The organism is Vibrio sp. 10N.286.48.B8 (genome assembly GCF_003050085.1).
Taxonomy (GTDB): Bacteria; Pseudomonadota; Gammaproteobacteria; order Enterobacterales; family Vibrionaceae; genus Vibrio; species Vibrio crassostreae.
The window spans coordinates 1-15,250 of sequence record NZ_PIGD01000037.1; the positions used below are offsets into that span (position 1 = coordinate 1).

At 42.4% G+C, this 15,250-nt stretch carries 25 protein-coding genes and 1 pseudogene; 1 reads left to right on the forward strand and 25 read right to left on the reverse strand.

Translation table 11 applies throughout. From position 1 onward, the window contains the following. A pseudogene (locus tag CWO08_RS24095) lies at window positions 1-264 on the forward strand (IS4 family transposase); the annotation flags it as partial. Window positions 265-449: 185 nt separating this feature from the next. On the opposite strand, the gene CWO08_RS23140 reads toward CWO08_RS24095, so the two are convergent. The 25 genes from CWO08_RS23140 to CWO08_RS23260 form a co-directional block, all read right to left on the reverse strand. After that, the gene (locus CWO08_RS23140; protein ID WP_102431846.1) at window positions 450-1,454 is read right to left on the reverse strand and encodes a S66 peptidase family protein; all 1,005 of its coding nucleotides are present in this window, start codon (window positions 1,452-1,454) and stop codon (window positions 450-452) included. 103 nt (window positions 1,455-1,557) lie between these two features. After that, a complete protein-coding gene (locus CWO08_RS23145; protein WP_102431845.1) occupies window positions 1,558-1,815 on the reverse strand; it encodes a hypothetical protein in 258 nt (85 codons plus the stop codon). 161 nt (window positions 1,816-1,976) lie between these two features. Continuing rightward, window positions 1,977-2,369, reverse strand: coding sequence for a hypothetical protein (locus CWO08_RS23150; RefSeq protein WP_102431844.1), 393 nt, complete (start codon window positions 2,367-2,369; stop codon window positions 1,977-1,979). Window positions 2,370-2,436: 67 nt separating this feature from the next. After that, window positions 2,437-2,850 carry a GNAT family N-acetyltransferase gene (locus CWO08_RS23155; protein ID WP_108021193.1) on the reverse strand — a complete coding sequence of 138 codons (414 nt, stop codon included), beginning with the start codon at window positions 2,848-2,850 and terminating at the stop codon, window positions 2,437-2,439. A 168-nt stretch (window positions 2,851-3,018) separates the two neighbouring features. After that, complete coding sequence (locus CWO08_RS23160) at window positions 3,019-3,600, reverse strand: HD domain-containing protein (RefSeq protein WP_102431843.1); 582 nt, start codon at window positions 3,598-3,600, stop codon at window positions 3,019-3,021. 44 nt (window positions 3,601-3,644) lie between these two features. After that, complete coding sequence (locus CWO08_RS23165) at window positions 3,645-4,061, reverse strand: VOC family protein (RefSeq protein WP_102431842.1); 417 nt, start codon at window positions 4,059-4,061, stop codon at window positions 3,645-3,647. A gap of 94 nt (window positions 4,062-4,155) precedes the next feature. Then, window positions 4,156-4,500: a VOC family protein gene (locus CWO08_RS23170; RefSeq protein ID WP_102426059.1), complete on the reverse strand. Its 345-nt coding sequence runs from the start codon at window positions 4,498-4,500 to the stop codon at window positions 4,156-4,158. A 46-nt stretch (window positions 4,501-4,546) separates the two neighbouring features. Next, a complete protein-coding gene (locus CWO08_RS23175; protein WP_108021194.1) occupies window positions 4,547-5,020 on the reverse strand; it encodes a GNAT family N-acetyltransferase in 474 nt (157 codons plus the stop codon). Between the two features lie 10 nt (window positions 5,021-5,030). Beyond that, window positions 5,031-5,423 (reverse strand): VOC family protein, encoded by a 393-nt coding sequence (locus CWO08_RS23180; RefSeq protein WP_102442704.1) that lies wholly within the window; start codon window positions 5,421-5,423, stop codon window positions 5,031-5,033. A gap of 27 nt (window positions 5,424-5,450) precedes the next feature. Beyond that, window positions 5,451-5,990, reverse strand: coding sequence for a GNAT family N-acetyltransferase (locus tag CWO08_RS23185; RefSeq protein ID WP_102442705.1), 540 nt, complete (start codon window positions 5,988-5,990; stop codon window positions 5,451-5,453). Between the two features lie 122 nt (window positions 5,991-6,112). Then, the gene (locus CWO08_RS23190; RefSeq protein ID WP_102442706.1) at window positions 6,113-6,469 is read right to left on the reverse strand and encodes a hypothetical protein; all 357 of its coding nucleotides are present in this window, start codon (window positions 6,467-6,469) and stop codon (window positions 6,113-6,115) included. A gap of 71 nt (window positions 6,470-6,540) precedes the next feature. Continuing rightward, on the reverse strand, window positions 6,541-6,876 hold the full coding sequence (locus CWO08_RS23195) for a 5-carboxymethyl-2-hydroxymuconate Delta-isomerase (protein ID WP_108021195.1): 336 nt from the start codon (window positions 6,874-6,876) through the stop codon (window positions 6,541-6,543). Between the two features lie 63 nt (window positions 6,877-6,939). After that, on the reverse strand, window positions 6,940-7,374 hold the full coding sequence (locus CWO08_RS23200; RefSeq protein WP_102442708.1) for a GNAT family N-acetyltransferase: 435 nt from the start codon (window positions 7,372-7,374) through the stop codon (window positions 6,940-6,942). Between the two features lie 45 nt (window positions 7,375-7,419). Continuing rightward, the gene (locus tag CWO08_RS23205) at window positions 7,420-7,836 is read right to left on the reverse strand and encodes a GNAT family N-acetyltransferase (RefSeq protein WP_102442709.1); all 417 of its coding nucleotides are present in this window, start codon (window positions 7,834-7,836) and stop codon (window positions 7,420-7,422) included. A gap of 31 nt (window positions 7,837-7,867) precedes the next feature. Beyond that, window positions 7,868-8,164: a putative quinol monooxygenase gene (locus tag CWO08_RS23210; RefSeq protein WP_102442710.1), complete on the reverse strand. Its 297-nt coding sequence runs from the start codon at window positions 8,162-8,164 to the stop codon at window positions 7,868-7,870. A 298-nt stretch (window positions 8,165-8,462) separates the two neighbouring features. Continuing rightward, window positions 8,463-8,999, reverse strand: a complete 537-nt coding sequence (locus CWO08_RS23215) for a GNAT family N-acetyltransferase (protein ID WP_108021196.1) — start codon at window positions 8,997-8,999, stop codon at window positions 8,463-8,465. Window positions 9,000-9,033: 34 nt separating this feature from the next. Then, window positions 9,034-9,756, reverse strand: a complete 723-nt coding sequence (locus CWO08_RS23220) for a riboflavin synthase subunit alpha (protein ID WP_108021197.1) — start codon at window positions 9,754-9,756, stop codon at window positions 9,034-9,036. A gap of 102 nt (window positions 9,757-9,858) precedes the next feature. Continuing rightward, window positions 9,859-10,290, reverse strand: a complete 432-nt coding sequence (locus tag CWO08_RS23225; protein ID WP_108021198.1) for an NUDIX domain-containing protein — start codon at window positions 10,288-10,290, stop codon at window positions 9,859-9,861. Between the two features lie 5 nt (window positions 10,291-10,295). Further along, the gene (locus CWO08_RS23230; protein ID WP_108021203.1) at window positions 10,296-10,904 is read right to left on the reverse strand and encodes a pyridoxamine 5'-phosphate oxidase family protein; all 609 of its coding nucleotides are present in this window, start codon (window positions 10,902-10,904) and stop codon (window positions 10,296-10,298) included. A 47-nt stretch (window positions 10,905-10,951) separates the two neighbouring features. Continuing rightward, complete coding sequence (locus CWO08_RS23235; protein ID WP_102431861.1) at window positions 10,952-11,341, reverse strand: HIT family protein; 390 nt, start codon at window positions 11,339-11,341, stop codon at window positions 10,952-10,954. Between the two features lie 62 nt (window positions 11,342-11,403). Beyond that, complete coding sequence (locus CWO08_RS23240; RefSeq protein WP_108021199.1) at window positions 11,404-11,889, reverse strand: GNAT family N-acetyltransferase; 486 nt, start codon at window positions 11,887-11,889, stop codon at window positions 11,404-11,406. 615 nt (window positions 11,890-12,504) lie between these two features. Further along, entirely contained in the window at window positions 12,505-12,966 is a 462-nt protein-coding gene (locus tag CWO08_RS23245) for a GNAT family N-acetyltransferase (protein ID WP_108021200.1), read from the reverse strand. A 25-nt stretch (window positions 12,967-12,991) separates the two neighbouring features. Continuing rightward, window positions 12,992-13,504 carry a DinB family protein gene (locus CWO08_RS23250; RefSeq protein ID WP_108021201.1) on the reverse strand — a complete coding sequence of 171 codons (513 nt, stop codon included), beginning with the start codon at window positions 13,502-13,504 and terminating at the stop codon, window positions 12,992-12,994. A gap of 192 nt (window positions 13,505-13,696) precedes the next feature. Next, a complete protein-coding gene (locus CWO08_RS23255; protein ID WP_102479157.1) occupies window positions 13,697-14,452 on the reverse strand; it encodes an isocitrate lyase/phosphoenolpyruvate mutase family protein in 756 nt (251 codons plus the stop codon). A 240-nt stretch (window positions 14,453-14,692) separates the two neighbouring features. Next, window positions 14,693-15,250, reverse strand: a 558-nt coding sequence (locus CWO08_RS23260; protein WP_108021202.1) for an IS3 family transposase, incomplete at its 5' end; no start/stop codon positions are given.

Genomic DNA, 15,250 nt, shown 5'->3' on the forward strand with positions numbered 1-15,250 from the left:
ATGACAAAGGCCGCGAGTAAGTTAGATAGCGTCTGGCCGAATCAATTAAGCTTTACGAGTAGTGCCATGGCTGTGACTCAATACTTTGCAGCTTTACCTTTAACGAGTCCTGGGAAACTCCCTAAACACTATGAAGTACTACTACAGAAAATATCCATGTTTATCCTGCCACCCCGAAGAGAAGATAGAAGTTATCTTCGCTGGGTGAAACTGAAACCCAAGAAATATGCGACAAATAGAAAAAATGCCAGTCAGCTTAACTGACTGGCATTACGCATAGTGGTAGTAATTTTTTCATCGTCACCTCTGAGATTTAACCTAATCAAACTTAAATTCATAGCGCCACCTCTAAAATCAGCGACGTAACCCATGTCAGTATAGACGCGTTTCCATTCTCAGTTTGCAGAGAGGATCACTTTTCTAATGCGTCTTATTATCATCAGTTTAGGTTAACTCGACGCTAACCATTGGCTTTGAAGCTTGAATGTTTGGTCATTAAAATCAATAGTACCTTGCACACCTAGTGGCGTGACTAGCATAGGATGAGTGTGGCAACTGTCGAAGCCATATAGGATCGGGACATTATTACCATTCAGTACTTCAACAAGTACATCGAGTGGTGTTCGCCCTGTCCCTTTATCATCAAACAGTTCATGTTTGCCGAGTACAATAGCGCCTACTTTATCGAATACTCCGCAAGCCAATAAGTGTGCGAATGAACGCTCGACCGCTTCAATGCCTTTTAGTGAATCTTCAATAAGAAGAATGTCGCCAGACTGAATTTCTGGCATGTATTCACTGCCCCAAATCCCCGCCATCGTACTCAAGTTGCCACCAATCACGCGACCGCTGACTTGACCTCTTCCCATGAAGTGCCATTCGTTATTGTAAACTGGCTTTGCAGAGTTTTGAGTTTCCCAATCGTATTTAATGTCCGTCCAACTCTCAGGCATCGTGTACTGATGTTGGCTCGAATCCGAACATAAGATGTCAGTAAACGATTGGAAGGTTTCGTCGACTAACGGCGGGAGCTCACCAAATGACGCGACGAGTGCCGGGCCATAGAAAGTCACCAATCCGGTTTTAGCGTAGATGCCTAACAGTAATGCTGTGGCATCTGAATAGCCGACGATGATCTTAGGGTTGTTTCTAAGGGCATCATAATCGATGTATGGCAACAGTGAATTGCTGTTGTTACCACCAATGGTCGACATAATGCAGCGCACGTCAGGATCTCGAATGAGCTGATTGAGTTCTTCAGCTCGCGCTTGAATGGAACCAGAACGATACCCTTCTGACTCTCCAGTTAACGAACCTTCAACTAGAATGAAGCCCTGCTTTTCCAAATAACGTTTAGCACGAGCAAATCGATTAGGTGCAAAGACAGTTGCGGGCGATGACGGTGAGAAAAATCCGATTTTGTCACCGATATTTAAAGCTTTTGGGTATATCACTCGTTTGTCCTCCATAACAAAAAGGAAACTGCAGAATGAGCCTTTTTAGCTGAAGTTTTAGATGCTAAAAATTAGGTGTCGAATGAAACCAAATCCAATAATATCAATGCCATGACTTGGTGCCGCACTTCTCACACAGATATTGATATTCTTGGTCTATGAAAAAGCCAGGCGTGTCTTTGTCGTCTTTAAAGAGCAGGTTTACGATATACTCCACCAACATCCCTATTTTCCACTGCCTTGCTTCTGATTCCGCTTGCTCCTTTTGCTCCTCAACAGAGCTGCTCATAGCAAGGTGTGGAGTCATTGAGTTACAGTTTTCACAGTAGTATGGGTGTTTAATGTACTTACTATCAATCATTTATATAAACCAATACGCATTTATAAAGTTGATTGCATAGTAACAATCTAACGTTGGATTATCTAACTTATTATATTGATCGGCGTCTCATGTATGTAGTTACGCTGCACAATGCAACGATAATGCCATGGCTAATGTGTCAACTTGCTAAAGAAGGTTAACTATAAATCGAGCTTCTTAACGGTGACGGAGTATGTCCACACATCAGTCTCGCCATCACCAAAACTCATACTCGCTTCACCACCCTCATGCTTGAGCACAAAATCTGGCATCTCACTGTAGCTTGATCCACTATCATTAGTGCATGACATCGTGGCCGATAGAAGAATCGTATCGTCGTCATGTTGAGAGAGCGTTCCAGTATACGAACACTCATCAACGCTCGTGGTAAGCGTCTGGCCAAGGTAATCAAACTTAACCGATGGAAAGTCGCGCTTTAGGGATTGCTCTTCAACTGCAACGGTCATTTCATAACTACTGCTTGGTAATTCACTGTCAGCGAATACACTGCTTGATAGGCCAAGCAGCGATAACGCCAAGATTCTATTTTTCATTAATTGATGTGTTCCTTTTAAACTTGAGGCTCTTTGCATAACGCCATGGTAGAGCCACGAGTTTTTATTACATACGCTTGGGTGGAAACTTCTTTGTCATGCCTTGGCTAGAAGGAGATACAAGCTTATAACCGAGTTTCTCATAAAACACCGGTTCATCAGCAATCATGGAAACATACGACCCTTCCAGTGCAACAGAAGATAGGTAATTGTCGATGTATTCCATCACTTTTCTGCCCAAGCCCTGCCCTTGATAAATTGGATCGACGGCGACATCAACCACTTCAAAATTACACGCACCATCGCCAACGACACGCCCCATCGCAATGAGTTGATCACCATCTCGAACAGAAATGCCGTATAAACTATTTGGTAAAGCGATTGTGGCTGCTTTCAGTGACTTCGGTGATAATTTTGCTTTCACCCGCATCTCACAAAACTCGGCTGGATTTGGGACTTTTTCTTCGTATTTGAACGCCATTTTTACTGCTCCTTTTGATGAGCAGTGAGAATACACACGATAACTGTATAAATAAACAGTATCTCAGTATTTTGATGAGAATGTCACAATCGAAAGGCCATATAGGAACCCAAAAGGCGGGGGTGATGTCATTCCTTGTCCATCACCCTTGGCAAGCTAAATTTGAATTTACTTCAATAATCCTCGGTCGGCAGCCGCTTCAAGTTGAACTTCTAGTTCGCTCCACAGTGCCTTGCTGCCTTTAGAAATACGGTCACCGTTAAATGTCAGTACCTTATCTTTGGATATATTGTGCTTCCTCCAGCTATGACCGCCACCATGGATGTTATGAAGTAAAGGGGGAACTCTATCGATCGCTTTACCGAACCTTGCTTCCGGTGACTCACCCGCTTCAAATTCTAGCCATAACTCCAAATATTCGGATCTTAGATGGCTCGGCAATGACTCAAGTAAACGCTCGACACAGTTTCTCTCTTTAAGTTTGTTTTCTTCTGTTTCACTGGCATAGATGATCGTGTCACCTGCATCGATTTCACCGAGATCGTGTATCAGCAACATCTTCATCACTCGGGTTATATCGATCTCTTCATTCGCATAGTCTTTCAACATCAGAGCACTCAAACAGACATGCCAGCTATGCTCAGCGGAGTTTTCATAGCGATCCAGACCAACTGGCTTCGTTTGTCTATGAACATCCTTCAACTTTTCCACTTCAGCCATGAATTCCAAAATGCCTTTGATTTCTTCCACGATACGCTCCTTAACTTGAATTGATGTTTTAGTGATGCACAGGCTTATCGATTCGCCATTGGGTGATCTGGATTTAATTGCAGAAGATCCCATAGGTTTCCATAAAGGTCTTCGAATACCGCTACTGTGCCGTAGCCTTGCTCTTTCGGCTCTCGAACGAATTTGATTCCAAGAGACACCATACGTTCATAGTCACGCCAAAAATCATCAGTATTTAGGAATAGGAATACACGTCCACCAGCTTGATTACCGATAAAATCCAGTTGCTCGGGCTTGGATGCTCTCGCCAATAGTAGGCTTACACCGTGTGAATTAGGTGGAGCAACAACAACCCAACGCTTATCTTCTTCTGGTAAGTAGGTATCTTCGATAAGTTCAAACTTGAGTTTGTTTACGTAGAAATCTAGGGCTTCATCGTAGTCTTTTACGACAAGTGCAATATGGACAATATTTTGTTTCATAACGTACCTTGTTGAGGGGATAGGATGTAATTGACATGTTCCCTCCTTAGAACAAATGCCATTTTATATTCTATACCTTTGGTCAAACGACCAGCTACAGCTGCCAAAAACCGAGTTCAACACCACTTTGAATGACAATGGCACACATTCCGTGACGTGGTAACTCCATTGGTGGAACTGCTACTTCAGCACCCAACTTTTCAGCTGCGTTTACTGCCGCTTCAATGTCTTTCACTAGCGTGTAATGGCGAACGACTGGCTCCTCAGTTTCACGAAGTGGTCCCCTTACGCCAATCACTCCACCATTAGAGAGCTTAGCGGTACGAGCACCACCTAAGTTCAAATCCACATCACTAAACTTCACATCGTAGATCTGCGCGTAAGTCGCACAAACCGTATCTACTTCAGAGGTAACAATTTCAAGATATTGAACTTTCATGGCCATTCCTTTGATTCCCAGTTGCCTTTTGATAAACAGATTTTAGTTAAGCGTTAATAGCTCCACGCATAATGAACTGTGGCCCAGCGGCGCCACCAAGGTACTGTTCATTGGTATCTTCAAAACCACCTTTAACATAGCACCTATAGGCTGAGGGGTTTTTACAATTAACCGTTAAGTAAATCCATTCATACCCTTCGTAATTGGCTGCTAGATACGGAAATAGCGCTTGCACCGCGCCAGTACCTAGCCCCTTTCCTTGTTGGTTTTTATCAAGCGCAAACGCCTTTAAGCCAACACTACCTTCAGGGCAAAATTTGTAGCCCGCTGGGTAAGCAACATCAAGCTTAAAGAAGCCCACCACCTCACTGCCATATTTAATAATGTGTAGATGCGTGGTCTCGCTGCCATCTGACAGAAAGTCCGCTGCTGTTCCTGCGAATTTAACCTGTTCATCCGCGAGCTGAATTTCGTTAACTTGCTCGATATGAGCATCATTAAGTCTTTCGATAGTGATCATTGTTATTCCTTTATTCGCTATCTAGTCGTGTCTCATTACAAGCGATATTTTTACGAATGCCTCGTAAACCAATCAGATTTCCAAAAGGGTCCTCGACTTGGCACATAGTTAATCCGCCCTCGATCTCCATTGGACCTCTGTATAACTGAGCCCCAATTAACTGAAAATGCAAAAGTGACTTGTCAAAATCCTCTGTAGACCAATAAAGGACTGTTCCCTTTTTGCCAGAGCCAACTTTCTCATCCGCTTGTACAAGCTCAATAGAAAAGCCATTGATATCTAGAGTTGTAAAGTCAGAAGACGGATGATAGGTCGCGACAGACTCAGGAAAGGCCGCTTGATACCAACTGAGCCCCTGCTCTACGTTTGGGACATGAATCAGAATTGCTATTGGTCTGCTCAAGTTAGTCTCCTGATTGACTTGGATCTTTTACCCTTTCGTCTCCAACGTCATTGTTAGTTCAGACACCGACTGACCATCAATTCGATAGTAGTCTTCCATTTCGCCGACAACCGTAAACCCTGTTCTCAAATAAAGATTTTTAGCCGGAAGGTTGTTTGACAACACGTTGAGGTCTAGCCAATCAATCGCTTCGTTCTCTCGGCAGTATTGAGTCGCCACATTCATTAGCTTGGAGCCTAAGCCTTGCTTTCTCGCGCTGCTGTCGACACCCATACCAAGTAACACACGGTGAGAGCAGTAATTGCCATTATGATGGCGCAAGTCGATATGACCACGAATAGCACCATTCGAATCTTTAGCTAACCAAATTTTTCGCCAGCCATTCTCTCCAAACTCAAACTTAAACCCATCAGAAAAGCGAGCCTTGTGTGCTTCCGACATTTTACAATCGGACTTTGATACTGGTTGGAATAGCGGTGTTTCTTCTAATGCGATTTCTGACAACTGTGTATCCAGATACACGAACAGACTCTCTAAGTCAGAGTGTTTTGCTTCTACTATTTTCATTACTACTCCTATTCCAACTTCGCCTTAAATGGCTGAAATGTTTTATCGCGTTACTCATTGAATATCGTTAATGCCAAAACTAAAGAATCAACATCAATTCAAAACAGTGCTTCACTTGTCAATTAAAACTCGTCACAGGTATCGCGAGAGCTCCTATCTGGAAAATCGAAATTAAGATTATTATCGTCTTCCAAGATAAACAGAACACGCCCATTTTCAACGCCCGTTTCATTTCTATCAGAACATCCAAGGAATAGCTCCCAGTCGAACGCATATTCAAGACGATACTGGTTATGATTCACATGTTGCACGCTTTTTATTTTGATTCCGTTGGCCACATGTGCCATATCATCGATGTACGACAGGTCTGGAACCAGTTTGTCCTCAAATTTACTCTTATTTTCAGTTAAAAAATCGGCCAGCTCAGAGCATAGTTCCGGGCCATGGACCAAAGGTTGAGATTTATGGATAAACAACATTTCCCAATATTCCTGTAGCGAGTTGGAGTGAAAATACAAAGATCAACGTATACAATGCGACTTCCGTTCTGTTAGACAACGACCTTTTCATAACTGTTTCTGTCCATATCTGCCACCTCAACGGTTATCGATGCTCTACTAAGGGACAAAGACAGCAATTGCGTCATCACTGTCTCAGATAGCATTGCTTTGTCTGTGTCACTTCGACCAGACAATATACGCACAGTCACATGGATAAAATCTTCTTTTTCTGTACCCGTTTGGTAGCTCTCATAAGCGATACTTCGGACTTTTATGTCTCGCCCATAGGCTTCGAATAACTCTGAGTTAAGTGCTCCTAAAAACTCTTTATTGTTCAGTTGCTCGGCATTAATCGTCGACGAGTGTTCGATAATACAATGAGGCAAATCTTGCTCCTTTGGTTAACCTGATTTTAGTTATGTGCTGCTTTTGCTGACAAAATAGAACCGTTAGGCGTTACTGTTACTCGAGCTATTAAACGAGTACATCCGCACTTCATCACGTCGAAACCAGCCTAACTTTTCATAGAATTTCTGAGCGTTAATATTATCGTTATACACGAATAAATGTGTCTTGGGGACACCTACCCCAGCCAATGCGTTAACCGCTTCAGTTACTAGTTGGCAACCTAGATTTTGTCCTCTAAATTCAGTACTTACCGCTAGATGCTGCAAATAGCCACGACGGCCATCCGTCCCTACTAACACCGCACCAACCACGCCTTGTTTAGACTCCGCAACGAAGCTCAAGCCAGGGTTGCGCTCGAGATAAGTCGAAATGCTCTGTTTTGAATCTGCATCGCGAATACTCATACCTTCGGTTTCGCACCATAGGTTAATCACAGAATCATAATCGGCGATGTACATCTCTCGAATATTAATCACTTCACTTTCCTTGCGTCTGTTTGTGTTCATCCTTGCCCTATATGATTACTCTGTTAGCGACTTGGTGAGGAACGCTAATGATGAGTCTAGAGGGTAATTCTCAAGCACCATTTGGCATTGGTAGCCATGCTTCTCATAAAAAGGTTTGGCCTGAAAACTTAACGTGTCGACCAATGATGACGTACAGCCTTGGGACTGTGCGTACTCTTCTAATCGTTGCAGTAACTGGCTGCCGACCTGCTTGCCTCGCATTGAATCATCGACCCAAAGAAATTTGATCAATAGCCAGTTCCCCCAAAAATCCGCAATAACACCACCGACCTTAACATCCCCTTCCATGGCGTAATAACCGACTTGAGATTTAGGTATGCCTTCAAGAAATGGCGTATTGTGCTTGATTAGGCCTGCGCGAACTTCGCTGATGTCACTATCTGATGGCTCGGTATCTAATGTGTATTCCATTTGCTGATAATTCCTAGTCTGTCGAGTTGTATCAAAATAACTTGTTCATTAATGAAACTTCTGTCGGGGCAGCAAGCCAACCTTCAAATTTTTTGGCGACATCTTGTGTATAGGGTTCTTGATGATGCTTGTGTAGGTCTGCTTGGTTCTTCCATTCTTCGTAAAGATAAAGGTAGTTACCACACTCCGAAGCATGTAATTCAAACTGGATACAACCTAATTCGCTTCTAGTCGCTTCTAGCATACCAAGTAATTCCGTCTTCGCAGATTCAAAATACTCTTGCTTTGGTGTGATTTTAGCCATGACAAAAAGATGTTTATCCGACATGAGGTCTCCGTGTGTATTTGATTGAACTGGGTAATGTGAGTGATGTTGTATATAAGAGTTATGAACCTGTAATTATAAGGCGCAGACTACTTCACATAAAAAGCCATGTATTGTTCTAAAGCCTGAGGCTGTTCGGTGTAAAGGCCACCTATTTATACAGACTGGATTTCTTCGTAAATTCGCGTAGGACTTAAGTATCACCGAACGAACAGACCCCTAGGTATTCTAAATATGCTTTTTCGGTTTAATTAGTTCTCTGCTGTTGTTCAACCGAGCCACCTTCAATCATGGTGATTTGTTAATTTTCGCCAATCTTCGAGGTGAGGATATGATCTTCCCATTTCCCTGCGATTTTCAGGTATTTCCTGGCGTAGCCTTCTTTTTCAAAACCAAGCTTAAACAAAACTTTTTCACTCACTTTATTACGTGGCATATAGGTCGCCATAACTCTATTGAGACCCACAACGTCAAATATGTATCGAAGTGTGACCTCAAGAATTTCAGTCATAAAACCTTTACCTTCATATTTTTGTGCCATGTGATAGCCCAAAAAGCATGCCTGAAAAACACCTCGAGCAATGGCGGTGTAACTGCAGACACCGACAACTTCTCTCGTTTCTTTGTCGATTGCGACAAATTTAATTTCTTTCCCGCCCTCGAATAACGCTTCACTGGCATGACAAAATTCTTCCCAATACTCCAAGGTATAGAATTGCTCGTCGCGCATGGGAGACCAAGGAGCTAAATGGCAGCGATTTTCTAGATGATATTGTAAAAGCGATGCCGCGTGTTGCTTACCTATTGCTTCAATTTGAGTTCGTGCCGTTTCTAACATTTCAACTGCTCACTTTTTGGTGTACCAATCCGCATTACTTTGGTTCGTTTGAGCAACCCAATGTATTAGGCTTATAACCCAATGCATCTAAATCGATACCTTGCTCTGACAGTAACTTCTCAAATAAAGGCAATAATGGGCCTAAGTTTTCATTTAAAGTATCACGCACCGTGTCAACGACGACTTGAGTACCACGTTCGATTTCGATATTGACGAAGTTACCTACTGATTTCGATGAGAAGACGGTCATTCGTCGGGTTTCTGGGATCAACCAAACCTCAAACCACCCTTCAACTTTATTAACGTCAGAAACGGTTAAGCTTGCCCCATTGATTGCGATATAACCTTTTGGGAATACATATCTTTTCCACTCATCAGGAAGAGCTAAGCGTACACAGTAGTTATCTTCAATTTCGGATATTTGGATAATCGCGACATTGAAATCAACGTGACCAGAAAGTGGGTGACCGCCAATTTCAGCACCGTCTCTTACCGCCCTCTCAGCATTCACTGATTGACCAACTTCATAATTGCTTAGCGTAGTAATTAATAGGCTTTGCAGCATGACGTCAAACTTTACTCGAACATCTGACAGCAACTCAGTAACGGTTAAACACACGCCATCAATTGCGATACTGGCACCAATTTCCAAATCGTGACAAAAGCCTGTTGGAAACTCTATGACGAACGTTCTTATTCCGTTGTTATCACTCACTTCTATAGTGTTAGCGACGGCTTGTACAATACCTGTAAACATATCTTCCCTATTATTGTGTTTAGTTACGGCAAAAAGTGACGTTTGACTAATACCCAACGCCACTAGCCTAAATGAAAAGTCTGTTACTCAACACAGAACGGCTTACGCACAAAGCTTGGGTTGGTTAATCTCAGGCTTTATGTTTTTTGTAAGCGCGGTGTCATTCAATTGTTGAGTGATTAAGTAAGTTATTGGTGTGCAATTTTCGGGTAGCTCATCACGGTCAAACCAACGCAACTCTTGGCATAAATGGGGCTCAGCATTCTGTATATCGCCAGCCCATTCATGGCATAGGTAGAAATAGTGACAAATGGGTAGCTCCGGGTCAGAGACAATCGCGAACAATGTTAAGTTCCCAGCGTCAACCGCAACCTCTTCTCGCGCTTCTCGTTCTGCTGCACTCCGAGGCAACTCCCCTTGCTCTATTCTTCCGGAAGGAAATCCCCAGTATTGGTCGAACGCTTCTGTGTTTTGACGAAAAACGAGCAGAAACTTAGAGCCCGACATAAAGATAATTTGAACTACATTCTTCATGAGTATCACAGTGTCGATTGGTAATATTTGACCATATCGTCTTGATTGATCGCAGGGTCTTCTAGGTTTTGTTGATCTTTCATGATCTGTGCCAGTGAAGGCAGAATAGAACGCTCCACTTTAAACGTATCAGACCAAAGCTTGCCTCTCATTACCGCCTTAGCGCAATGAAAGTACATAGACTCTACAGCGATTTTAATCACGACTTTTGGGGCTTTCTTCCCGTCAGGGCAAGCCGCAAGCAAATTTGGATCGGTATGGATGCTAGCTTTACCTTTAAGACGTACCACTTCATCTATCCCATTAACCATCAGCAGCAAGCCAACTTCAGGGTTATTGATGATGTTTTTTAAACCATCAATACGATTATTCCCCGAGCTATCCGGTATTAGGACCGTAGACTCATCGATAACCTGAATGAAACCGGGCTCACCGCCTTTAGGAGACAGATCGACAAAGCCTTGTGAGTCTGTCGTCCCCAAAACAGCGAAATGGCAATGATTGATCAAAGTAATCGCATGGGCATCCAGTGCTAGAAGTACTTTATTTTTAGCCCTTTTACTCGGCTCGGCATAAAGTTCATTTAATTGTTCTAATGTTTTTATTTCACTCATTGTTAAGCCTTTTCGTGCACTTTTGTGCATCTAATTTTTACTATAAATTACAAGTGTTTTAATGACTCGTGCAGTTGCTCTATACTTTGAATACCGAGTTCACTACTCAGCCAACCGAACTGGTCGCCCTCAAATCTTGGAAAGATATGTAGGTGGTAATGAGACAACTCATTAAAGTCACCGTTATTTTGTAAGAATGAAATACCATCAGGTTTAAACGCCTCTTCAATACGTCTATACACCTGCCTAGCGACAGAATGAATTTCGGTAAGAACACCTTCTGGTAGATCGATATAGTTGGCGTACGGATGTGTGGGACAAATCAAAATATGCCCAAAATTAATAGGATTGTGGTCTGCAAAAGCAATCACGTTATCGGATTCATAAACGATGACGGCTTCTATTTCACGACTAACAACTTTTTCGACTATCGTCATTTTAAGCCTCATGAATTCAGTTTTAACGGTAACTTTCTTAAGGGACCAGAAGTCGATCTCTATTACCTTTTAAGCGATTTATACATGATATAGCTGCTCACTGCCCCTAATTGAGGATGCTTATAGGCCTTGGGAATCGATCCGATAATACTAAAGCCAAGCCTTTCCCAAAGCTTTATTGCCGTTTTGTTTGTCGACACAACACTGTTGAATTGCATCGCCTCAAAGCCTAAATCAATGGCGACTTGTTGAGAGTGTTCACACAAAGACCGCGCGATTCCCTGCCCCCTTGCCCCTTCGGAAACCATGTAACCACAGTTACAAATATGACCGCTTGGACCCATTGCATTAGGCTTTATATAGTACGAGCCTAAAACAACATCGTTTTCGGTATAGACATAAGTTTTTGATGGCTGTTCACACCAAACCGAAAAGGCTTGTTTCATCGTCATTTCTGGATCAAATGCATAGGTTTCTTGTGCTTGAATCACTGCCGAAAACGTAGGCCAAAATGACTCAAAGTCAGATTTAGACATTTCCCTAATCATGAATTTCCTCCAAAACCAAATTTATGGCAACACGGATTCTACTACCGCCAAGTTGACACATTGATGTGGTACTTATTTATCGGAGGCGCCCTGTTAATAATTAGTATGTTACGAAAGGAGATCACAGCAGCACAAGGTCAAAACTGGGTGGTTAAAAGAAGTTATAAACCTTCGCTAACTGGCTAATATATTTCCGTAACGTACTGACTACCATAGCAAATATGCCACCAGCCCGGATAGATGCGGAAGTGCGTAGTGATACACATTATTAACAAAGAGCTGCTATTGATAAAACGTTTTTATGAGCCAGTTTGAGGTAAGCCAGCCACTAACAAGTTCCAACAGCAGATTATCTTGATACCTCTTCCTCACTGAAAGTCGCTAATAAGTTCTGTCGATTCGAATAAAGGGCTAACTGGAAGGGTGAACACTATTGTCCCTAGAGTACCGAAATACTTCCAAGCCACTTTCTACAAATACGTTATAATGTGATGACCGATGTACCCATTGGTACCTGATATCAAAACTCTCATTCGTTCCCTCAATTAAATGCCAAGCCTTAGATTTCAAGTGCTAGTCATTATTCTTGCGAAAGAGCTCACATAACATGTGCGGTTAAAAATACCCAGGCAGTGTCTCTTTGAACGCCCTACCATCACTCGTAATGTACATGCAGTCAGAACCTCCAGTCACTGTAAACCCTAACCGCCTATAAAACGTTTTGTCGATATCACTATGTAAGAACAACACCGTATTATTTTGATTCTGGAGTAACTCATTCTTTATCATGTTAATTAACTTTGAAGCATAGCCTTTGCCTCTTAGCTCTGGAGGTGTAGCAACGGAACCAAGCCCGCAGCTGCCATCTACAAGACCAAACACTCCTTGATAAACAATCAAGGAAGATAATATTTTTTGATGTTCAATGAGCACATACCAAGTTCCCTTCTGATACTTATCATTTTTATTACAACAAGCTAGATAGTCATCGACTGATGCGGAACCTCCCCATACATCAAAGCCCATAAGATAAATATCATCTAACTCATGAGTGTCTGCAGTTCTTAAAGTCATCATATTGAATTCCCAAATTTACTTATTGCTATTTTTCTTTCAACACCGCGCTACCTCTGCGTGTCGGCTCCGCGAGATGAAGGTAACGGGTAAATGTGTCCTTTGGGCGTTCTAAATTGTTTTCAGCTAACACTCTAGAAGCCATGCCTCTGTGGTTATTACCGTGTGTGAGTAAGTGGAGAAGGACTTCTTCAACAGACATTGTCCCTATATCACCATCTACGAAGTTAAACTGAATAACCTTGTCTAATTCTTCTTTTGAGGCTGACAGTGCATACTGCACTAACCATGTATCATTGTGAGCCATTCTCTCACGCAGCTCTGAAAACGAAGGAGTTTCAACGGTATTATCAGCAGTATATTTTTCCGGTTCGCCGAGAATTCGACTTATGAATAGACTATCTACCACGGTCGTATGATTTAAAATTCTAACGAAAAATGTGCCATCGTTTTCCGGCAGTTTTGAGAATTGTCTCGCTCCAAAATCGAGTAACTGACTATTTGCCCATTTTTTGTATTCAAATGCCTTAGCAAACTGCATTTATTTATCCTTTTTTGTTTGATTTACTCCCGTGCATTAAGAGCTCCCTACCCTTTGAAATCAGGCGAATCAACTATATAGTTTTGAAGTTCCAACTCTTATCCGCGCACGGGAACGGGGCCACACTTGGTTTGATGTCAAGTGCTATAGTTTAAGGTTCCGATCACTTGCACCCTATTCAGGGTTGCGGTATCAAAACAATGTTCTAAATGATTGCTCACGTTTTATGGTTATCAGGTTCTTTTGCAATGAGGAAAGCATCGCTTCATACAAGAAATTACCCATGCTGATGCGCTTCACGCCAAGAGCCTCTAACTCTTTAAAATTTGGTAATTCAGGAACACACATGACATTTATGGGCAGCAACGTGCTATCTACAACGGCTTTGATATCATCGGTTCCTTTGATACATGGAAGAAAAACTCCATCAGCACCTGCTTGCTGATAGGCTTGGATTCTCTTGATGCTCTCCTTTAGAGGCGCTTTTACATTCATTAAAAATGTGTCAATGCGGACATTAATGAATACTTTTAGGTTGGCTTTGTTGAGCATACTTTTAACTTTTCTCAACGTTTGCGAGAACATCATCAAATCACAAAGTCGCCTCTCACGATTATCGACTGCGCTATCTTCTATATTGATTCCGACCACGCCAGCATTCACCAACTCAGTAATATTTTCATAGATCGCCTGCGGCGTATCTCCGTAACCTGATTCAATATCCACGCTCAGAGGTAGATCTGTTGCCTGTGCAATAGCTTTTACCGCCGATAGTATCTCTTCAAATTCGATATTTTCGCCATCGTCAAGCCCGTGACTGCGTGCAATCGCTGCACTCGATGTCCCAATCGCTAAAAAGCCAGTTTGCTCTGCAATTAAGGCGCTTGCTACATCCCAAACATTACAAATAACGAGTGGTTTTGATGCGGTATGCATTGTCTTAAACATGTCTGATACTCCTTAAAGTGTTTTGGTTTCAGACATAGGCTAGCAACAGGCATAACAAAGAACTCGCCAGTTTCGGAAGTGAATAGTAAATATTTACCCCAGACTCTTTATATACCGAACAACAATAAGGCCATCGAACATGCCCATCAGGTGGTTTGCTTAAACCAAACCACACACGTAGTAGATTTTAGCCATAATTCCTCGTCGGCTTGTGTTATTGGGTAACTAGTAGTGTAGTGGTCAACTGATATTGGCCACGTTCCTAGAGTTTAACCAGAACAATCGTTCTGATTCATTGGGAGTCAAACCACCGTTGTATTGGTGCGGGCGGAGTTGGCAATAATACCCAATAATGTATCGAGTAATTTCTTGTTGTGCCTCTGCAAAGCTCCGATAACCTACTGTAGGTATCCATTCCGTCTTCAAGCTTCTAAAGAAGCGTTCCATTGGTGCATTATCCCAGCAATTTCCTCGTCGAGATAAGCTTTGCTTGATCTGAAAGCGCCACAGTAATTGCCGATAACTTCGGCTTGTATAATGACTGCCTTGATCGCTGTGAAACATGACGCCCTGTGGTTTACCACGAGACTCATAAGCCATGGCAAGAGCCTTACGAGTTAATCGACTATCGGGCGATAATGACATTGCCCAACCAATCGTTTTTCTAGCGAACAGGTCTAAAACTACGGCTAAGTACATCCAACGATAGCCAGTCCAAACATAAGTAACGTCACCAACCCAAACTCTGTTTGGCTCCGTAACTGCAAACTGGCGGCCTAAGAGGTTTGGGATCTCAAT